General features: G+C 48.8%; 4 protein-coding genes. 1 reads left to right on the top strand and 3 read right to left on the bottom strand.

Features of this window, described 5'->3' with window-relative positions; translation table 11 throughout:
* Positions 1-7 precede the first annotated feature (7 nt).
* Positions 8-19,423, top strand: a complete 19,416-nt coding sequence (locus AC6I8Y_RS22350; RefSeq protein ID WP_498021758.1) for a VCBS domain-containing protein — start codon at positions 8-10, stop codon at positions 19,421-19,423.
* Positions 19,424-19,502: 79 nt separating this feature from the next.
* Here the strand turns inward: AC6I8Y_RS22350 and sstT are convergent, their stop codons facing one another.
* The 3 genes from sstT to phaC all read right to left on the bottom strand — a co-directional run bounded on the left by sstT (position 19,503) and on the right by phaC (position 23,145).
* Positions 19,503-20,720 carry a serine/threonine transporter SstT gene (gene sstT / locus AC6I8Y_RS22345; RefSeq protein ID WP_128650358.1) on the bottom strand — a complete coding sequence of 406 codons (1,218 nt, stop codon included), beginning with the start codon at positions 20,718-20,720 and terminating at the stop codon, positions 19,503-19,505.
* 276 nt (positions 20,721-20,996) lie between these two features.
* Positions 20,997-21,395 carry a MaoC family dehydratase gene (locus AC6I8Y_RS22340; RefSeq protein ID WP_252015847.1) on the bottom strand — a complete coding sequence of 133 codons (399 nt, stop codon included), beginning with the start codon at positions 21,393-21,395 and terminating at the stop codon, positions 20,997-20,999.
* Positions 21,385-23,145 carry a class I poly(R)-hydroxyalkanoic acid synthase gene (phaC, locus tag AC6I8Y_RS22335; protein WP_498021756.1) on the bottom strand — a complete coding sequence of 587 codons (1,761 nt, stop codon included), beginning with the start codon at positions 23,143-23,145 and terminating at the stop codon, positions 21,385-21,387. The genes AC6I8Y_RS22340 and phaC overlap by 11 nt, the downstream gene beginning before the upstream one ends.
* Positions 23,146-23,176 lie beyond the last annotated feature (31 nt).

The raw sequence follows: 23,176 nt of genomic DNA, 5'->3' as shown, positions 1-23,176 counted from the left end.
GTTCGCCATGAATGTTGCTGCATTATTGGGGCTGGTAGAATTATCGGGTACGTTAGTTCTTGATAAGAATGGAAAAATAGTTTTATTGCCAGAAGGTATTGAAGCCCGTCCCGGAGATGTAGAGCTATCACCTGATAACTTAGTTCCAGATGTACAACTTAGAGAAGCTTTGTTTGCACAAAACTTCGGCGAACAAAACTTCGGCGAACAAAGCGGCGACGATTCAAGCTTGTCTCTGGCGTTCGGTGATGAGCAAGACGCAGCTGACATCATTGCTCAGATTGAGGCAGGTGAAGACCCGACTCAAAATGAAGACCAGGCTACCGCTGCTGGTGGTGAGTTGAGCTCAAGTATCACCGATGCAGCGACGGTAGAAGCAACGCAGGTACAAATTTTAGCGGAAACGCTTTTTGAAACTATCGGTCTCGATAGACAGGCGCTCTCGCCAACCCAGACAAATACGCTCGTTGATATCTTCATTAACTCTGCACCAGTTACGATCTTTGATGCCCGTACTTTTGATGAGGAGTCAACCGACGGTGAACTAGGACTAACCTTTCCCAGTGACGTTGACGGTAACTCTGTCATCGTCACCATTACAGAACTCCCAGTTCTAGGACAAATTACTCTTGCTGATGGTACGCCCGTTACCCTTGGTCAAACTCTTACGCAACAAGAGTTTGAAAGTCTGCAGTTCGATGCCCCTGAAGAATACACTCTCGGCGATGATGCAGGTCAGTTCACCTATTCTGCGGATGATGGACAGGGACAGGAAAACTCGGTTCAAGAAGGTGGCGTTCTCCTTACCATCAACCCAGTTAATGATATTCCGGTTATCGACGATGTAGGCGATGGAACCCTAGTTGAGGCGGGGAATCTAGATGGTGGTCAAGTCGTTGAGGGTGTAAATACTGCGACAGGGACAATTGTCGCTCGAGACAATGATACGGACTCGGTCCTCACTTACGGCGTTCAGTCGGATACCAATGAATACGGGCAATTGAGTGTCGACCCACAAACAGGTGAATGGATCTTTACTCTCGATAACCGCTCTTCGGCAACGCAAAGCCTGAAAGAGGGAGAGTCCGTCGAAACGGAGTTCGAGATAACCGTTACCGATGACAAAGGTGCGGTGGTTACTGAAACTTTAACGCTGACGATAAATGGTACTAACGATCTACCCACGTTTGATGCTGGTGGTGATGCGGCCGGAACCGTTACAGAGCAAGGTGACGGTATTGGCAGTGACAACATTGCTTTAGGTACTTTGTCTGTTACCGATGTCGACGATGACGCTAGTCTGACCTTCCAAGTAGAGTCTGCGCAAACTGAGTACGGCTCTTTCTCTATCGATGAGAACGGCAAGTGGCAGTTTGACTTAGACAACGATGCTTCCGTGACTCAAGCGCTTGCCGATGGTGAATCCAAGACTATTAACTACACGGTATCCGTGACGGACGAGTTTGGAGCCAAAAGCGAAGAGGTCGTGTCGATTACGATAATTGGTACTAACGACACGCCTGAGATTAAAGACCCGCGCGGTACGACCGGTGCTGTCAGTGAGGCGGGTAATCGAGATGACGGCACGGTGGTTCCAGGCAAAGATACCGATACGGGAATCATTAGGGCTTCAGATAGCGACGGCACGTTAAGCTTTACGACATCAGATACCAGCCCTTATGGAACGTTTGCCGTTGAGGAGTCTACTGGTGTTTGGCGCTTTACGTTGGACAATACTTCGACGGAATCTCAAGCGCTTAAAGAGGGACAAACAGTCGAAGCTGTTTTTAATGTGAAAGTTGCAGACGAAACAGGTGCTTTCGTCATCCAGCCAATTACCATTGAAATCTTCGGTACCAATGATCAACCAACGATCGCGTCATCTAGTGAGCTATCGAGCACCGTTGTGGAGTCGGGAGAAAATGTTGACGGAACTCCTTCAGCGTCAGGAACACTCGTCGGTGAGGACGTGGATGCGGATGCAACGCTAACATTCTATGTTGAGGACGGTGCCAGTGACTATGGGCAATTTGTTCTAAAGCCAAATGGTGAGTGGACATTTGAGCTGGATAATAACTCAGCCACAACGCAAGCTCTCAACGCTGGTGACATAGTAGATATAACTTATCAGGTTATTGTTCGAGATGAGTTTGGCGCTGAAAACACCGAAACTCTCACTATTACTATTGTGGGTACCAACGATGCGCCATCTATTGTAGGTACATCTTTTGGTCAAGTAACAGAAGACAATATTGATGATATTGACGCTGATACTAATCAGTTAACTGTGGGGGATACGCTTACCGTCACTGATGTAGATGATGGTGAGGCTAAGTTTCAATCCGAGGTTGTTGGCGGTGATGGAAACTTTACCAATGGAGAACTGACGATTGACGAAGTGGGCAATTGGGTCTTTACGATTCCCAACGAGGATGCTCAAGTTCAAGCGTTAGGTGCTGGAGAAATTGCCAAGCAAACTTTTACTGTCAAAACTGTGGATGGCACCGAACACACGATAACGGTCGATATTATAGGGACGAACGATGTTCCTGTTTTAGTTACTGGTGCAGATGATGAAGGTACGGTCACCGAAGACGATACGCTTACCACCCTGTCAGATAGCGGAAAGCTTACCATTGATGATGTTGATGGTGCTGATGAGGAAGTGTTCCAGACTGATCCCACAACGTTTACCTCGGTCAGTACTGTGGCAGGTGGAGAAAACGGTGCGGTAGGCACACTCACGTTACTAGAAGATGGCTCTTGGATCTATGACATCGCGAATTCGGCAGTAGAGTATTTGTCGACTGGAGATACGGCGACTGAAACCTTCACCGTACTATCTGCAGATGGTACGTCGTTTGACATTGTAATCACGATAAACGGTACCAACGACGCTCCTGTTATTGCCGATAGTAGTGAATTAGCTGGCACGGTTGTTGAAGCTGGACATTTAGATGCTGGAGCTGTCGTAGATGGTACTTTTGCGATTAGTGGACAGCTAGTGACGAGTGATGTCGATCTTGCTGACGGTGAGGTGTTGGACTTCAGTGTAGCGAATGATTCGAACCCCTACGGCTCTGTTTCCATTGATCAAAATGGACTCTGGACGTTCGAGCTTGATAATGACGCTGATGCGACTCAAAAGCTAGAAGAAGGCGAAACTGCGACGGTCACGTTTGACGTTGTGGTCACGGATGATAAGAACTTATCTTCAACGAAAGAAGTGACCATTACTATCCAAGGAACCAATGACAAACCATACTTAACAGAGGGAAGTACGGTTGTAGATTCTGTCAGGGAAATAGGGCATGGCGAATCTGGGGATCAGTTAGCCGAAGGTCAAATCAATGCCGCGGATTACGATTTAGCGGATAACGCAGCGCTGAGCTTTGCGTTTGACTCTGGCAATACTACGACCAGCGTTGAAAACGCGTACGGGACGTTCAACATTAACGCTGACGGCAGCTGGACCTTCACACTCGATAACACCAAGCCAGCCACGCAAGCGCTGGAAGCGGGTGAATCCGTCACCGTCGACATCAATGCCTACATCATCGATGACCGCGATGCGTATATCAGTCAAAACCTGACCGTTACTATTAACGGCACCAACGATGCCCCAGTGATTGCAAACACCAGTGAAATCACAGGCACTGTGGTTGAAGCGGGCCATGAAGACGCGGGCGATACCGTTGCGGGTACGCCGACTATCGATGGTCAAATCTTCGCAAGCGACGTCGACCTAGCCGAAGGTGACGTGCTGGATTACAGCATTGAAAACGATGCGAACCCTTATGGCAGCGTATCTATCGACCAAAATGGTCTGTGGACATTTGAGCTGGATAACACTTCGGCGGCGACGCAAGCGCTGGAAGAGGGCGACAGCGTCGAGGTCACCTTCGATGTGGTGGTGACCGACGATCAAAACGTCACTGCGACGCAAACCGTGACCATCACAGTACAAGGCACCAACGATAAACCGTATCTGACAACAGGCGGTATCTTCACCGATTCAGTAACAGAAGCAGGTTTCAATGAAACAGGTAACCAATTAGCCGAAGGTCAAATCAATGCCGCGGATTACGATTTAGCGGATGGTCAGCAACTGAGCTTCGCGTTTGACTCAAGCAACACGACGACCAGTGTTGAGAACGCTTACGGTACGTTCAACATCAATGCCGATGGCAGCTGGACTTTCACGTTGGATAACACCAAGCCAGCCACGCAAGCGCTCGAAGCGGGTGAATCCGTCACCGTGGACATCAATGCCTACATCATCGATGACCGCGATGCGTATATCAGTCAAAACCTGACCGTGACCATCAACGGCACCAACGATGCGCCTGTGATTGCCGATACCAGTGAGACAATGGGCACGGTCACTGAAGCAGGTCATGAAGACGCAGGCGATACCGTTGCAGGCACGCCAATTATCGATGGTCAGATTTTTGCGAGCGATGTCGACATAGCTGACGGCGATGTGCTCGATTACAGCATTGAAAACGATGCGAACCCTTATGGCAGCGTATCTATCGACCAAAATGGTCTGTGGACATTTGAGCTGGATAACACTTCGGCGGCGACGCAAGCGCTAGAAGAGGGCGAGAGCGCAACGGTCACCTTCGATGTGGTGGTGACCGACGATCAAAACGTCACCGCGACGCAAACTGTGACTATCACGGTGGAAGGGACCAACGATAAACCGTACCTGACAACAGGCGGCATTTTCGCTGACTCGGTGACAGAATCGGGCTTCAATGAAGTGGGAGACCAATTAGCTGAAGGTCAAATCAATGCCGCGGATTACGATTTAGCGGATAACACCGCGCTGAGTTTTGCGTTTGACTCAAGTAACACGACGACCAGTGTTGAGAACGCCTACGGTACGTTTAACATTAACGCCGATGGCAGTTGGACCTTTACATTAGATAACACCAAACCAGCTACGCAAGCACTGGAAGCGGGTGAGTCTGTCACCGTTGACATCAACGCCTACATCATCGATGACCGCGATGCGTACATCAGTCAAAACCTGACTGTGACCATCAACGGCACCAACGATGCGCCTGTGATTGCCAATACCAGTGAAATTACCGGCACAGTGGTTGAAGCGGGTCATGAAGACGCGGGCGATACGGTTGCAGGTACGCCAATCATCGATGGTCAGATTTTCGCGAGCGATGTTGACCTCGCCGCGGGCGACGTGCTGGATTACAGCATTGAAAACGATGCGAACCCTTATGGCAGCGTAACTATCGACCAAAATGGTTTGTGGACATTTGAGCTGGATAACGGCGCTGCAGCCACGCAAGCTCTGGAAGAAGGTGAGAGCGCAACGGTCACCTTCGATGTGGTGGTAACCGACGATCAAAACGTCACCGCGACGCAAACCGTGACCATCACGGTGGAAGGCACCAACGATAAACCGTACCTGACAACAGGCGGTATTTTCACTGACTCAGTAACAGAAGCAGGCTTCAATGAAGCCGGTGACCAATTAGCCGAAGGTCAAATCAATGCCGCGGATTACGATTTAGCGGATAACGCCGATCTCAACTTCGCGTTTGATTCTGGCAACACCACGACGAGTGTGGAGAACGCGTACGGTACGTTCAACATCAATGCCGATGGCAGCTGGACGTTCACGCTGGATAACACCAAACCCGCTACGCAAGCACTGGAAGCGGGTGAGTCTGTCACCGTTGACATCAACGCCTACATCATCGATGACCGCGATGCGTACATCAGTCAAAACCTGACTGTGACCATCAACGGCACCAACGATGCGCCTGTGATTGCCAATACCAGTGAAATTACCGGCACAGTGGTTGAAGCGGGTCATGAAGACGCGGGCGATACGGTTGCAGGTACGCCAATCATCGATGGTCAGATTTTCGCGAGCGATGTTGACCTCGCCGAGGGCGACGTGCTGGATTACAGCATTGAAAACGATGCGAACCCTTATGGCAGCGTAACTATCGACCAAAATGGTTTGTGGACATTTGAGCTGGATAACGGCGCTGCAGCCACGCAAGCTCTGGAAGAAGGTGAGAGCGCAACGGTCACCTTCGATGTGGTGGTAACCGACGATCAAAACGTCACCGCGACGCAAACCGTGACCATCACGGTGGAAGGCACCAACGATAAACCGTACCTGACAACAGGCGGTATTTTCACTGACTCAGTAACAGAAGCAGGCTTCAATGAAGCCGGTGACCAATTAGCCGAAGGTCAAATCAATGCCGCGGATTACGATTTAGCGGATAACGCCGATCTCAACTTCGCGTTTGATTCTGGCAACACCACGACGAGTGTGGAGAACGCGTACGGTACGTTCAACATCAATGCCGATGGCAGCTGGACGTTCACGCTGGATAACACCAAACCCGCCACGCAAGCGCTCGAAGCCGGTGAGTCCGTCACCGTCGACATCAATGCCTACATCATCGATGACCGAGATGCGTACATCAGTCAAAACCTGACCGTGACCATCAACGGCACCAACGATGCCCCTGTGATTGCGAATACCAGTGAAATTACCGGTACTGTGGTTGAAGCGGGGCATGAGGACGCAGGCGATACCGTTGCAGGTACGCCCACTATCGATGGTCAAATCTTCGCCAGCGATGTCGACCTAGCTGAAGGTGACGTCCTCGATTACAGCGTTGTAAACGACTCGAATCCTTACGGTAGTGTATCCATCGATCAAAACGGTCTGTGGACGTTTGAGTTGGATAACACTTCGGGGGCGACGCAAGCACTGGAAGAGGGCGACAGTGTTGAGGTCACCTTCGATGTGGTGGTGACCGACGATCAAAACGTGACCGCGACGCAAACCGTGACCATCACGGTGGAAGGCACCAACGATAAACCGTACCTGACGACAGGCGGCATCTTCGCTGACTCAGTGACCGAGGCTGGTTTCAATGAAACCGGCGAACAATTAGCCGAAGGTCAAATCAATGCGGCGGATTACGACTTAGCGGATGGTCAGCCACTGAGCTTCGCGTTTGATTCCGGCAACACCACGACCAGCGTTGAGAACGACTACGGTACGTTTAACATCAACGCCGATGGCAGTTGGAGCTTCACGCTCGATAACACCAAGCCAGCCACGCAAGCGCTAGAAGCCGGTGAATCTGTCACCGTCGACATTAATGCCTACATCATCGATGACCGCGATGCGTACATCAGTCAAAACCTGACTGTGACCATCAACGGCACCAATGATGCGCCAGTAATTGCTAATACTAGTGAAATCGAAGGTACCGTGGTGGAAGCGGGCCATGAAGACGCGGGCGACACCGTTGCAGGTACGCCTACTATCGACGGTCAAATCTTCGCTAGCGATGTCGACCTAGCCGAAGGTGACGTCCTCGATTACAGCGTTGTAAACGACTCGAATCCTTACGGTAGTGTATCCATCGATCAAAACGGTCTGTGGACGTTTGAGTTGGATAACACTTCGGCGGCAACGCAAGCCCTAGAAGAGGGTGAGAGCGCGACGGTCACCTTCGATGTGGTCGTGACCGACGATCAAAACGTGACCGCGACGCAAACCGTGACCATCATGGTGGAAGGCACCAACGATAAACCGTATCTGACTACAGGCGGTATATTCACTGATTCTGTCACTGAATCTGGCTTCAATGAAGCGGGTGACCAATTAGCCGAAGGTCAAATCAATGCCGAGGATTACGATTTAGCGGATAACAATGACCTGAGCTTCGCGTTTGATTCCGGCAACACCACGACCAGTGTCGAGAATGCTTACGGTACGTTCAACATCAACGCCGATGGCAGCTGGACTTTCACGCTGGATAACACCAAACCAGCAACGCAAGCACTCGAAGCCAGTGAATCCGTCACCGTCGACATCAACGCCTACATCATCGATGACCGCGATGCGTACATCAGTCAAAACCTGACGGTCACCATCAACGGCACCAACGATGCACCTGTGATTGCGAATACCAGTGAAATTGCCGGTACCGTGGTTGAAGCGGGCCATGAAGACGCGGGCGATACCGTTGCAGGTACGCCGACTATCGACGGCCAAATCTTCGCAAGTGATGTCGACCTTGCTGAGGGTGACGTGCTTGATTACAGCATTGAAAACGATGCGAACCCATACGGCACGGTATCTATTGACCAAAACGGTCTGTGGACATTTGAGCTGGATAACGGCGCTGCCGCAACGCAAGCACTGGAAGAGGGTGAGAGCGCGACGGTGACCTTCGATGTGGTCGTGACTGACGATCAAAACGTCACTGCGACGCAAACCGTGACCATCACAGTGGAAGGCACCAATGATAAACCGTACCTGACGACAGGCGGCATCTTCGCTGACTCTGTCACTGAATCTGGTTTCAATGTAGCGGGAGACCAATTAGCCGAAGGTCAAATCAATGCCTCGGACTACGATTTAGCCGATAACGCCGACCTGAGCTTCGCGTTTGATTCAAGCAACACGACGACCAGTGTCGAAAACGCCTACGGTACGTTCAACATCAACGCCGATGGCAGTTGGACCTTCACGCTGGATAACACCAAGCCAGCCACGCAAGCGCTAGAAGCCGGTGAATCTGTCACCGTCGACATTAATGCCTACATCATCGATGACCGCGACGCGTACATCAGTCAAAACCTGACCGTGACCATCAACGGCACCAACGATGCGCCAGTGATAGCGGATACCAGTGAAATCGAGGGTACCGTGGTGGAAGCGGGCCATGAGGATGCGGGTGATACCGTTGCAGGTACGCCGACTATCGATGGTCAGATTTTCGCGAGCGATGTCGACCTCGCTGAAGGTGATGTCCTTGATTACAGCATTGAAAACGATGCGAACCCTTATGGCAGCGTATCCATCGACCAAAACGGTCTGTGGACGTTTGAGTTGGATAACACTTCGGGGGCGACGCAAGCACTGGAAGAGGGCGATAGTGTTGAGGTCACCTTCGATGTGGTGGTGACCGACGATCAAAACGTGACGGCCACCCAAACCGTGACCATCACAGTGGAAGGCACCAACGACAAACCGTACCTGACAACAGGCGGCATCTTCGCTGACTCAGTGACCGAGGCTGGTTTCAATGAAACCGGCGAACAATTAGCTGAAGGTCAAATCAACGCAGCGGACTACGATTTACCGGATAACGCCGATCTCAACTTCGCGTTTGATTCTGGCAATACTACGACGAGTGTGGAGAACGCGTACGGTACGTTCAACATCAATGCCGATGGCAGCTGGACCTTCACACTGGATAACACCAAGCCAGCCACGCAAGCGCTGGAAGCGGGTGAATCCGTCAACGTCGATATCAATGCTTACATCATCGATGACCGCGACGCGTACATTAGTCAAAACCTGACGGTCACCATCAACGGCACAAACGATGCACCTGTGATTGCGAATACCAGTGAAATTGCCGGTACCGTGGTTGAAGCGGGCCATGAGGATGCGGGCGATACCGTGGCAGGTACGCCTACTATTGATGGTCAAATTTTCGCGAGCGATGTCGATCTCGCCGAGGGTGACGTCCTTGATTACAGTATCGAAAACGACTCGAACCCATACGGCACGGTATCCATCGACCAAAATGGTCTGTGGACGTTTGAGTTGGATAACGGCGCTGCAGCGACGCAAGCGCTGGAAGAGGGCGATAGTGTTGAGGTCACCTTCGATGTGGTGGTGACCGACGATCAAAACGTGACCGCGACGCAAACCGTGACCATTACGGTGGAAGGCACGAATGATAAACCGTACCTGACAACAGGCGGTATCTTCGCTGACTCGGTGACAGAAGTAGGTTTCAATGAAGCGGGAGACCAGTTGGCGGAAGGTCAAATCAATGCGGCAGATTACGATTTAGCGGATAACACTGACCTGAGCTTCGCGTTTGATTCTGATAACACGAGTACAAGTGTTGAAAACGATTACGGCACATTCAACATCAACGGTGATGGCAGCTGGACATTTACTCTAGATAATACCAAACCAGCGACCCAAGCATTACGTGAAGGTGAATCTACAACCGTTGATATTGATGCATTTATTATTGATGACCGAGACGCCTACATAAGCCAGACATTAACGGTCACGATTAACGGTACCAATGACCAGCCGACTATATCCGGTACTAATACCGGTGATGTTATCGAAGACAGAAATGTGATTCGAGAAGATGGCGTACGATACATAAAAAGTGAAGGCTCACTTCGCGTTGATGACGTCGATACAGGAGAAAGCGTATTTAACACAACGGTTGAACCTCAAGGCTCGCCGCTTGGAACCCTTACTATTAATGCTCAAGGTGATTGGGATTACGAAGTGAATACGCGCGAACGCGCTATTCAGCAGTTGGGTCTCGATGAAACGATGCAAGAGTCATTTAGAGTTTACTCTGTCGACGGAACCTCGTTTGAGACCATCACCATTACGATCACAGGTACCAACGATAGACCACGAATCCGAGGAAACAGTACCGGCGATGTGACTGAAAACGCAGAGGGTGATGACAGTACGGTGACTGCAACAGGGGATCTTAATCCTAGAGATGTAGACGTCACTGATGTGCATACTTGGTCTGTTGTAGGTTCGTCTGAAGGGCAATATGGTTCGTTTACGATTAATGCGACAACAGGCACTTGGGAATATACGTTAGATAACGCTAAAGCGGATTCTCTAAGTCAAGATCAACTAGTCACAGAGACGTTTACGGTTCAGGTTGATGACGGGAATGGTGGAACGCGTACTCAAAATGTCACCATAGATGTGACTGGCACCAACGATGCATTGGTGCTCAGCGGTGATGACAGTGCAACTCTAGTCGAAGATTTAGATGTGACAGAAAGCGGTGTCATTGATGTCGACGACATTGATATTAATGATACTTTCCAATACAGAGTCGTCGATCCTCAAGGTCACCTTGGTTCACTATCGATTGACCAAAACGGTAAATGGACGTACACCCTAGATCAATCTCTGTCTGACCACCTAGAGCAGGGAGTAAGTTACGAAGCCGGACAAACTGGTGGCGAAAAGATCTTTGAAGTCGAAGTCACAGATGGCACTGCAACTAAAGTGTTTGAGGTTCGCATTGATGTCATAGGCACTAATGATGCACCGGATATTGGAGGCACTAGAACGGGTGTCTTATATGAGGTTGATGGTTATGGACAAACTGTTGGCGCTGATCTTAGTACCCAAGATCCCGATGAAAATGAGACAGAGTCATGGGTAATCAATGATTCAAATGCTGGGGTGGGCACTTACGGTACATTGACACTAGACCCAGCGACGGGTGAATGGTTGTATACCCTTGGCGTGAGCGATGGTCAAAAGGCATCGGTGGATGGATTAGCGCACGATAGTGTCGTGACAGAAGCCTTCTCAGTAAGCGTGACTGATAAATACAATGCCGTGAGCACAAAAACGATCACGATTACCGTCAATGGTGACAATGATCGCCCAGTGATTGGCGGTACATTGAGTGGTGAAGTAACCGAAGATGTCCATCCTGATAATGACACGGCCAATCCAATTACTGCTACCGGTACTTTGACAGACGGAGATGTCGATATTGGTGATGACCACACCTGGTTTATCAATTCAACCAAAGGTCAATACGGCAGCATATCCATAGATCCACAAACGGGTGAGTGGGTGTATACCCTCAACAACAGTAACCCAACCGTACAAGGGCTTAAAGGCATCAACGCCGAGACGCTGACAGACACCTTCACTGTCACTGTGAGAGATGATTCTGGAGCGAGCGATAACACTGCGACTCAAACGATCACCGTGACAATCAAAGGCACCAATGATGCGCCAGAGGTTAAAGGTGAGACGACAGGCAGCGTGATTGAAGCGTCTACGGGTCGTTCAACAGCCACGGGTGACTTGTCGGTAAGTGATGTTGATACAACCGACTCTCATACCTGGGCGGTTGAAAATGAGGATTCTGGTACCGGACAAGCAACAGGTACCTACGGTTATATGTCGGTTGATGATAACGGTAAATGGACGTATCAGTTGCAAAGTGACTGGGATGCCACGCGTGAGATCCCGCCAGGAGAGTCTCGCACAGATACCTTCGATATTATCGTTACCGACGAAGGTGGGTTAACGGACACGATCACTGTCACGGTGACGGTTGCAGGTACTAACACTGATCCCGAAATCGCTGTTAAGCCGGAATACAATGTTATCGAAGATGGTGATGTGCTCTCAGGTACTATTATCGCAGGGGTACCAACCCAAAATGACCTTGATAACAATGTGATTGGTGCAGGTGATCCTGATCTGAGTGAAGTTGTCTCATGGAGCGTTCTAGATGAAGGACAATACGGCACCTTTAGCATCGATGAGTCAACAGGTACTTGGCAGTACGTACTCAACAATAACCTGAATGCGGTTGATTCCTTGGATAAAGGCGACACGCTAGATGACACCGTTCGTATTCGAGTGCTTGATAAATTTGGGCATGAATCGATTCAAGATATCAACATCGAGATCATTGGCGAAAATGATGCGCCAAATATACGCGGTGCCCAGACCCGTACTATCTCAGAAGATACGATTGAAGCGGGTAATTACACGGCTACCGGTCAATTGAATCCGGGCGATGTTGATGCTGATGACACCCATCAGTGGGAGATCTCAGATTCCAATGGTGGTCGTGGTGACTATGGATCATTAATACTGTCATCCGATGGTCGATGGACGTTTACCTATGATCAAACTGACAAGCTCGATGACATTAAAGCATTAAAGCCAGGGGAACGATTGACGGACACCTTTGAGGTGACAGTGACTGATAGTCATGGTGCAACGTCCACTGAGCTCGTGACGATTCGAATTGAAGGTCAAAACGATGCTCCGACCGTAAGTGGTGATATTTCTGGCACTTACGTTGAGGACAACGGTACTGATGACCCATCTGATGACCTCACTCCTATCACGGGACGCGCGATACTGACAGATGTCGATAATGACGACTTTGCAGAGTTTGTTATTACAGATGGTCAAACCGAGAATGTCTATACCGGTCTTTATGGCGATCTATCAATCGATAAGGACGGTAATTGGCAATTCACCCCGAAAAACGATGTGATGCAATCATTGAATGAGGATGAGGTGAAGCAAGAAGTCTTCACCGTTATCGCTCAGGATCAGAATGGGGCGACCATTACCCAGGACATTACTATCTCGATTGAAGGGCGTAATGACGTTCCAGTCATAACGGGTGAGTCAACGGGCACGGTAGTGGAAGATGGTACAGCGGACGTGTTTGGGGTCGACTTAACACGTACGGATGGTCAACTGGTTGCTAGCGATGTTGATAACGACAGCTCAATCAGTGGCTGGTCTATCGAGACGTCTGGAGTGGGCACATACGGTACGTTAACGGTCGACAACAATGGTAAATGGACCTATGTCATCGATAATTCCTTGCCTGCGACACAAGCCTTGATTTCTGGTGAAACTGTTCAGGAAACATTTTACGTTGTTGCCACAGATAACGACGGAGGCGTATCTAATCGTCAAGAGGTCGTGATTGATGTAATTGGTCAACAGGACCCAGGAGACGGTTCTGGTGGCGGCGGTATCATTCCCGTGGATATATCTCAGTTAGAGGTGACAGAGGATGGCCAGCTTGTAGATGGAGATTCATATATTTTTGATGTCCCTGCAGCAGCCCGCTTCGTGCCGATAAATGGTGGTCTCTATGGAGAACTTGTTAGAACACCAGATGGTAATTGGCAGTACGAGTTAGATAATGACTCGCCACTTGTGCAAGGATTGGATGCGGGAGACACCGCAACTGAGAACTGGCGTATTATTCTTGGACCGTTCTACATCAATGTTGATGTCACTATCAATGGTACAGCGGATAAGCCGGAAATCACTTACGGCTCAGACACGACTAGCCCGCAAAACGATACGATTCTCTTGGGTGAAGCACTTGAGGACGTAACAGACTCGATCTCAGGTGTTTTAGGTGTCGATGACGCAGATCTGAGTGACACCAACGAGTGGGCAGTTGAAAACGGACAAGGCAGCTACGGTACGTTAGTCGTTGATTCCGAAACGGGTGAATGGACCTATGTACTAGACCCTTCTGTAGAACTGCCAGCAGGCGAGGAAGTCTTTGATACCTTCTTTGTTACTGTGACTGATACCGATCCTAACGAAGATCCTAGTACCGCCTCGGACAGACGCGAAGTTAAGGTTAAAATTGTTGGCTCTGCAGAAGATGTTGTTGTAGACGAGAAGATCATCGTTGAAACCGTTACGGCAAATGAAGACAACGATGACTCGAATGAGACTGGTACTGGCGACTCAGCTATTGTCATTACGTCCGCTGATGCGGGAGGTCCACTGGAACTTGATCCTAGTATAGAGCTTGGAGATCAAATTACTTGGACATTGATTGACGGCAGCGGTACATACGGGAACATCGTAGTTAATCAAGACGGTTCTTGGGTCTTTACGCTCGACAACGATAGCCAAGCTGTTCAGTCGCTCCAAGAGGGCGAAACAAGGCAGGATGTGTTCGAGGTTTATGCGGTTGACCAGTATGGTAAAACCATTGTTGATGAGAACGGGCTCCCTCAAACCCTAGAGATCGTGGTCAACGTTAATGGTCAAAATGACGCGCCGACTCTGCAAGCAAACGTTGAAGAAACCATCGTTGCAGACGACCCAGACCAAACGATTTCTGGTCAGTTAACGGTCTCGGATGTCGACACTCAAGACCAGGGATTACATACTTGGGCTGCAACGCCAGATGGTAACGTCAATACGGATTACGGCACCCTCACCTTTAACAGCGATGGTTCATGGTCTTATGTGGTAGACCCTAACAACAGTGACGTCATTGCTCTTGCCGCTAATGAATCAATTGCGCAAAGCTGGGAAGTGACGGTGACTGATCCTAGCGGTTTAACGGACACGCAAACCCTTACGATCAACATTCAAGGCGAGAACCAACCACCAACGATGTCGACAGTTGATGGCGCAGTCACCGAAGATGATTTAGGTGGTTCGGGCGTAGTATCTGTCACTAAAGATATTGTTCTCGATGATCTTGATACCAACGATACTGTGACTCTAACGGCTGCTAATTTGAATGGTACCTATGGTCAATTTGTTGTCGACCCAGATACAAATACTTGGATCTACGAGCTTTATAATGATGCTGCTCATGTTCAGGCATTAGGGGAAGGTGTCTCTGTCACTGAAGAGTTTACGATTCGAGCGACTGACAATTTTGGTGGGGAAGTAACCCAGACGGTTGAAGTAACTGTAACTGGTTCTAACGACAGACCCACGCTCTCTGGTGCTGTGACTGGTTCAGTGAGTGACAGCTTGGGCAGTACTGCAAGTGGGAAGGTGACGGTCGCTGATATTGATGTGGGTGATAGCCATTCTTTCTCGGTCAAGCAAGATTCTGATCTCGGCAATTTCACCATTGATAATAATGGTAATTGGACGTTTGAAGTAGATCCAAACAACGCTGAGATTAACGCGCTGGCGAAAGGTCAAACTAAGACTATCCAAGTGAGTGTGGTGGCTACCGATGACTCTGGTGTTGTCGCGACTAATGATTCTAATGAGCACCTAATCTCTATCACTATCGTTGGTACCAACGATGCGCCTCAAATTGTTGATATTGGTCAGCAAATGGCAACGGAGAACATTGATACTCAGTTGTCGGGAACATTCGATGATGGAGATGTCGATACCGTCAATATCGCGGATGATCACGAGTGGGAAGTCGTATCGGGAGATCCAAGAGGTGAGCTAAGTGTCGACCCGACAACAGGTGCATGGACGTTCGAACTCACCGGTGATTTCGAGTACCTCTCTGAAGGTGAGACTTTACCGGCACCGCTAACTTATGAGGTTAAGGTCACTGATGAGCATGGCGCTTCAGATATCATTACGGTCGAGTTCCAAGTTACGGGTACTAATGACGCACCGCAAGTCGTCGCTGGCGATACCGTTGCAATAGGAACGGTTTATGAGGACCCAACAGGTACGGAGTCAGGAACGGCTACGGGCGAGGTGAAGATTTACGATGCTGACCAAAGTGATACACACAGCTTTAGTCTGAGTGATTCAGGAATGGTTACTGAGGTCGTTGGTACATACGGAACATTGAAGCTGATCGCTGGGGATACCGCTGATACGGTTAAATGGGAATATGTAATTGACCAAAGCAAAGCGGATTCACTTAACGATGGTCCAGTAAACGAGAGTTTTGATCTCTACATAGAGAGCCTAGTCGGCGGTGTATCTCAAGGCGATGCGATCACCCAAACTATCAATGTAACTGTCCAAGGTAGAAACGATGCTGCGATCGTAAGCTCAGATTCTCAAACTCGTGATGAGACCGATGCAGCGCTAGAAATTACTGGCAACCTTGACTCCACAGACGTGGATAATCCCGATGATACCTTTACGGTTCAAAACGATGTTCAAGGCACTTATGGTACGTTCAGTATCGAATCCGATGGTAAGTGGACTTTCACCGCTAGTGAGTCTTATGACTACCTCAATGTAGGTCAAAGTGTCTCTGAGACGTTCCAAGTGACGACCATTGACGGTACTCAAACGTCCGTAACGGTAAAAATTGAGGGCACCAACGACGCTGCGCAAGTGAGCGTAGGCTCGGTCATCACCGACGAAACTGATGCTGCGCTGACGATAACGGATAGCTTAACGTCAAGTGATGTTGATAACCCAAATAATGCGTTTACCCCTTCAAGCGAGACGGGCACATACGGAAGTTTCTCGATAGCTGCCGATGGTGTTTGGACCTTTATCGCCAACCAATCGTTCGATTATCTAAATGTTGGAGATAACGTCAGTGAAACCTTCGACGTTACTTCCGTAGACGGCACACCATCAACGGTTACAGTACAAATTAACGGCACCAATGACGCTGCAACCATCAGTGCTGCGGCTGAAGAGCTGACGGAAAGTAATAGCGTGCTCACTACTGGTGGTACCTTAACCGCGAGCGATCCAGACAATCTAGATAATGTGTTTGTTGCTCAGGCAAGCACAACGGGCACGCTAGGTACCTTTACATTGAGTGCGTCAGGCGTATGGACATTTGAAGCGAATAGCGCTTATGACAATCTGGCAGATGGTGAGCGTGTTGAGGAGTCATTCGATGTCTTTTCTATCGATGGTACTAAGTCGCAAGTGACGATAGGCATCACTGGTACCAATGATGCAGCAACGGTGGATTCTGCGGATGTAAGTCTGCAAGAGACGAACGCCGCGTTAACTACGGGAGGGACGCTCAAGTCTGTTGATGTCGATAATGATGATGACACCTTCATTGCTCAAACTGGTATTAATGGCAGTCACGGGCAGTTCTCCATTGATGAGGATGGGGTATGGACTTACGTTGCGAATGAAGCGTTCAACAACCTAAACAGCGGTGATTCCGTCTCTGATACTTTCATTGTTAAGTCTATTGATGGCACAGAATCTAGTGTGAAAGTGACCATTAATGGTACCAATGATGCAGCAACCATTAGTGCTGTCGATCAAGTTCTCGATGAGACAGATTTAGCGCTGTCCACGGGCGGAACACTGACGTCTTCAGACCCTGACAATCTTGACAACAAGTTCATTTCACAATCAAGCGTGGCAGGTGACCACGGGGTATTTACGATCGATGAAGATGGTGCTTGGAGCTATGTCGCAGATAGTACCTACGATAATTTGAATGATGGCGACTCGCTGGTCGACTCGTTTGATGTACAGTCTATCGACGGCACTGTTTCGACAGTTAAAGTCACCATTGAAGGCACCAACGATGCCGCTACTGTGAGTTCAGCGGCTGTCAGGTTGATCGAAACCGATGCGGTACTATCGACAAGCGGTACGCTTACCGCATCGGATGTCGATAACCTTGATGATCAGTTTATCGCTCAAACGGATACAGATGGCACCTATGGCACCTTCTCTATTACCGTCGAGGGTAACTGGAGCTTTGTCGCGAACGATGCGCTCAACTCTCTCGCAGACGGTGAAGAAGTTGTCGAGAGCTTTAATGTGCAGTCTATTGATGGCACCACTTCAACCGTCACTATCACGATAGAGGGTACTAATGATGCACCGACTATCACGGGCGATGTAGCGGAAGGTGTGCAAGAGGGCGTAACCGACTCCGTCACTGGAACCGTGGCGGTTGCCGATCTAGACAATACGGCGACGCGCTCCGTTCGTGGTGGAAGCTTGGTAGGTGATGTGTACTCAGTGACAGGAACCTACGGCACGTTCACCTTCAATATCGCGTCGGGTGTTTGGGCTTATGTACTCCTAGCGGGCAGTAGCAATGCGTTAGCTGCAGGTGAAACCGATACCGACACATTTACGATCCTTGCTAATGACGGATTTGGTGAAGTGGAGCAACCTATCACCATCACAGTGACAGGTAATCAGGGACTGCGAGGTGACACTGCTTTTGATGATATTTTAGTTGCGACATCAGACGACGAGTGGATGTTTGGTAATAGTATTCCTGTTGGTGGTGGTATCAGCAGCGATACTGATTCGCAAGATATCTTCCGTTGGGAAACGGCAAACTTAGCTGGTACAGACACCATTAAAGACTTTGATGTTCGTGGCTTTACTAGTAGTGATCCAAACATAAAACATGATGTTGTCGACTTAACGGCAGTGGCATTTAAAGATGATCAGTTGTTGACCGATCAACTTAGTGTGTCTGAGCAAGATGGTAATACTGTGTTTGAGATTTCCGACAATGGTGTTGTGGTTCAATCTATCGTCCTCGAAGGTATTGCACTTCATACCTTACTTGGCGTAACACCAAGCGAGATCAGTGATTTCACCCCTACAGAACTGTTGGTTGCGCTATATCAGTCTGAGCAGTTGACGCTTCCAGATCAAATCAAAGTTGGTACTGATTCTGTAACCACGGAAACGATTGTGGGTACCGATGACAGCGACATCTTGTTTGGTGGCGGTGGTAACGACATCCTTACCGGAGGCGATGGTCACGATTTATTTTTGTTTACCGAAGATGCGGCAGGGACTACTGCCGATCCGGCAGAGCAGACGGTCACAGATTTTAGCGTCGGAAGCGATATCTTAGATATTTCTGATCTGTTGCCAGCGCATGACAATATCGGTGACTTGCTAGGCAATATCACGGTTTCGGTGACGGATGACCCTGCTGATGCAACAGACAACGCCACAACAGTGATCAGTGTTACCAATAATGGCGAGCAAACGGACATCACTCTAGAGGGTATCGGCTGGAATGAACTTGGCATTTCGGATGCCAGTGTAATAAGCGACCCTGGTAACCATCAGACCGAGTTACTCAACCAGCTCGATACGATGAATGTAATCAAGATTGATCCGTAGCCGCCGAGGTGAAATGTCTAAATAGAAAAAGGGCTGTGTCGATGACACAGCCCTTTGAATTTATGGATGCTAGTGTTTATTAACCAAGCTTGTTCTGCTCAGCCTTACAAACTGCAGCGGTAAACACCACATCTGTTGAGCTATTTAGCGCTGTCTCAGCTGAATCTTGAATCACGCCGATAATAAAGCCAACCGCTACAACCTGCATCGCCACATCGTTTGAGATACCAAATAGGCCACAAGCAAGCGGGATAAGCAGTAGTGAGCCGCCTGCAACACCTGACGCACCGCATGCTGAAACCGCTGCTACAATGCTAAGCAGTAACGCAGTGAAAATATCGATTTCGATGCCCATGGTATGGACAGCGGCTAGTGTGAGGACCGTAATCGTGATCGCGGCACCTGCCATATTGATGGTCGCACCGAGTGGGATAGATACAGAATAAGTATCTTCATCCAGATCTAACTTTTCACAAAGCGTCATGTTCACTGGAATGTTAGCCGCACTTGAACGAGTGAAGAATGCCGTTACACCACTTTCACGTAGGCATTGGAATACCAATGGGTACGGGTTTTCTTTGGTCTTCACGTAGACAATGATTGGGTTTACAACCAGCGCAATGATGGCCATAGCAAGCAGCAGAACGAACAGCAGTTGTGCGTAGCCCGCAAGCGCAGAAAAACCAGTTGTTGCGAAGGTGTTCGCCACTAGGCCAAAGATACCAAATGGCGCTAGACGAATGATGAAACGCACGATTTGTGACACGCCGTGGCTTAGGTCTTCAAATACAGCCTTGGTGGTGTCAGAAGCATGGTGCAGGGCTAAACCCAGACCAATTGCCCACGCCAAAATACCGATGTAGTTGGCGTTCATAAGTGCGCTAACTGGGTTATCGACAAGTTTGAATAGCAGTGTGTGTAGAACTTCAGCAATACCTTGCGGTGGCGTTGCTCCTTCCGCGCCGGCAACCAAGGTAAGCTCGGTTGGGAAAAGGAAGCTGAGCAAAACTGCGGTCAGTGCTGCTGAGAATGTACCAATCAGATACAACACTACAATCGGGCGCATATGCGTCGTTTGGTTTTTCTTCTGATTCGCAATAGAAGCTGCAACAAGAATGAAGACTAAAATTGGGGCGACAGCTTTAAGTGCTCCAACAAACAAGCTACCAAGCATTCCAAAGCTTTGAGCCGTTGAGGGAGAAGCGACAGCGAGGATAACACCAAAAACGATACCCGCGAGGATCTGGAGAACCAGATTACCATTCGCATAACGGGCCAGCATGCTAGAACTTTGCATTTTTATATCCCTGTATTGATTCCGAACTTACCCTTGGAGTAATGGTTTATTTAAGATTCCAATCTGGCAGTACGGTTATTATGTAAGAAAGTGTGTTTGCGTTCGGTATCTTATCAAGACAGAGTGATGTGTCTACAAATAATTCAATTGTTGAATGATTTATTTGTTTTTGTATTAAAAATGGGTGATATATGTTGCGTATTATGGTTGCTGTGACACGAAAAAAGGCAGCGAAAGCTGCCTTTTAAATGAAAAGTACGGTCTGAAAACGAAGGGTTAGCCTTGCAGCATAACCGTCGCTTCGCCCTTGATAGCTACTTTACCTTGCTCATTAAGTACTTGAGTCAACAGCTTAGCGATAGGCTTGTCTTCTCTGACTTCTGTTACTTCCACACGAGCCGTTACCGTCTCACCAACACGGATCGGACACGTAAATTGCAATGTTTGCCCAAGGTAGATGGCACCCGGTCCAGGGATTTTGGACGCCAAGAGACCGGACACAAGGCTTGCGCCTAGCATGCCATGCACAATAGGCACCTCAAATGGTGTCATTGCTGCAAAAGCTTCATCCAAGTGCACAGGGTTATAGTCTTCTGCTAACGAGGCAAACTGCTCTACCGCTGCCTTGTCGAGTGTCTTACTTAGGCTTGCATGTTGTCCTACTTCAAGCGACATGGCTGCTCTCCTCTTGTTTCGCTAGTACGTCTTCAATTCGTTGTTTTACATAGTTTCCTGGGGCATCGAGTTCACCTTCTAGTACGCGAGCTTCAATTTTTTGCGAGAAGTTGCGCGCATCTAGCCACTCTTGCCAGTGTCCCCACCAAGAGCCAGCGTGCTTGTCCGCTGTGTTGAGCCAAGTATCTGCATCTGTATCGACATTGTCGTTGGTCCAATAACCATATTTTGTCGAATCTGCATGATTCATAGGACCAGCAATGTGACCACTCTCGGCTAACACAAAGGTATTTTGACCGCTAAGCAGGTCTGTGCCTTTGAAGGTACCTTTCCAGAGCGCGATATGATCTTCGATAGCCGATAGGAAAAAAGTCGGCGATTTGACTTTAGAGAGGTCGATACCGACGCCATCGATCTCAATACCGTTTGGTTGGCTAAGTTTGTTCTCGAGATAGAACTGGCGAAGCATCTGATTGTGGCAGCTCGCTGGTACGTTAGTGTTGTCGCTGTTCCAATGTAGCAAGTCAAACGCGACAGGCTTTTCACCTTTTAGATAATTGGTGATGTAGTAGTTCCAGTAGAGGCTGTTCTCGCGAAGCAAGCTAAATGAAACCGCCATCTGACGCCCGTCCATATAACCTTGGTGATTGTTTTGAGCTTCAATGGCTGAAATCATTGGATCATTGATAAAGATGCCGAGTTCACCTGGTTGTTGGAAATCGAGAATCGTTGTTAAAAGTGTCGCTGACTTGATGCGTTGTTTACGGCGTTTACCAGCAAGGTATGCCATCGCAGCCGTTAGTAAGGTGCCGCCAATGCAGTACCCTAGACCGTTGACCTCACGCTCTCCAGTTTGCGCTTCAATGGCATCAAGCGCAGGAATAATGCCGTCGGTCACATAGTCACCGAAATCGGTATCTCGATAAGACTCATCTGGGTTAATCCAAGAGATCATAAATACTGAGTGCCCTTGATCGACGAGCCACTTAACGAACGACTTACGCTGATTCAAGTCCATGATGTAGTACTTGTTTACGAAAGGCGGTACTAGCATCATCGGTCGCTTGTACACTTCTTCTGTTGTCGCTTGATACTGAATTAGCTCAAACAGATGGTTCTTAAATACGACTTTGCCTTGTGTGGCAGCAATGTTCTCACCAACGACAAACGCTTCGCTGTCGGTCATGCGGATATTGAGCATGTCGACACTCTTGCTCATGTCCTTTTGTAATTGGTCGAGACCCTTTACCAGGTTCTCACCGTTGGACTCGAGCGTCAGTTTCATGACTTCTGGGTTGGTCGTAATAAAGTTGCTCGGAGACATGGCGTTTAGAAATTGGCGAGCAAAGAACTCTAGGCGCTCTTTTGCCTCAGGCTCGATATCTTGTGTGTTGCTGATGGTATCCAACACAGACTTACACACTAATTTATAGCTCTCTTTGATGTAGCTATAGAAAGGGTTTTCCGACCAACTTTCATCCCTAAAGCGTGGGTCCGTTTCTTTTTGAGTTTGCTCACTGGTCGATAAAATGCAGTCATTAAATAGGTTGATCTGCTGATTCCACCAAGTCATTTGCTGCTCTAAAATACTGGTTGGGTTGCTCGCGACCGATTGAGCAAGCTGACTCCAGTCTTCCACTTGAGATTTGAAGATGGTGGATTGAGTAGGCTTTTGAAACGCGCCAAACCATCCTTGGGTGGCTTGAAAGTAACTATCGATGACATCTTGGAATGGGGGCTTTTTGTCCATCTTCTCATCCTTCATTGCTTAAAAAATAGGG

The sequence above is a fragment of the Vibrio sp. KUL78 genome, from assembly GCF_059725505.1.
Note: the sequence above shows the minus strand (reverse complement) of the source record. Positions and strands in the feature narration are given on the sequence as shown.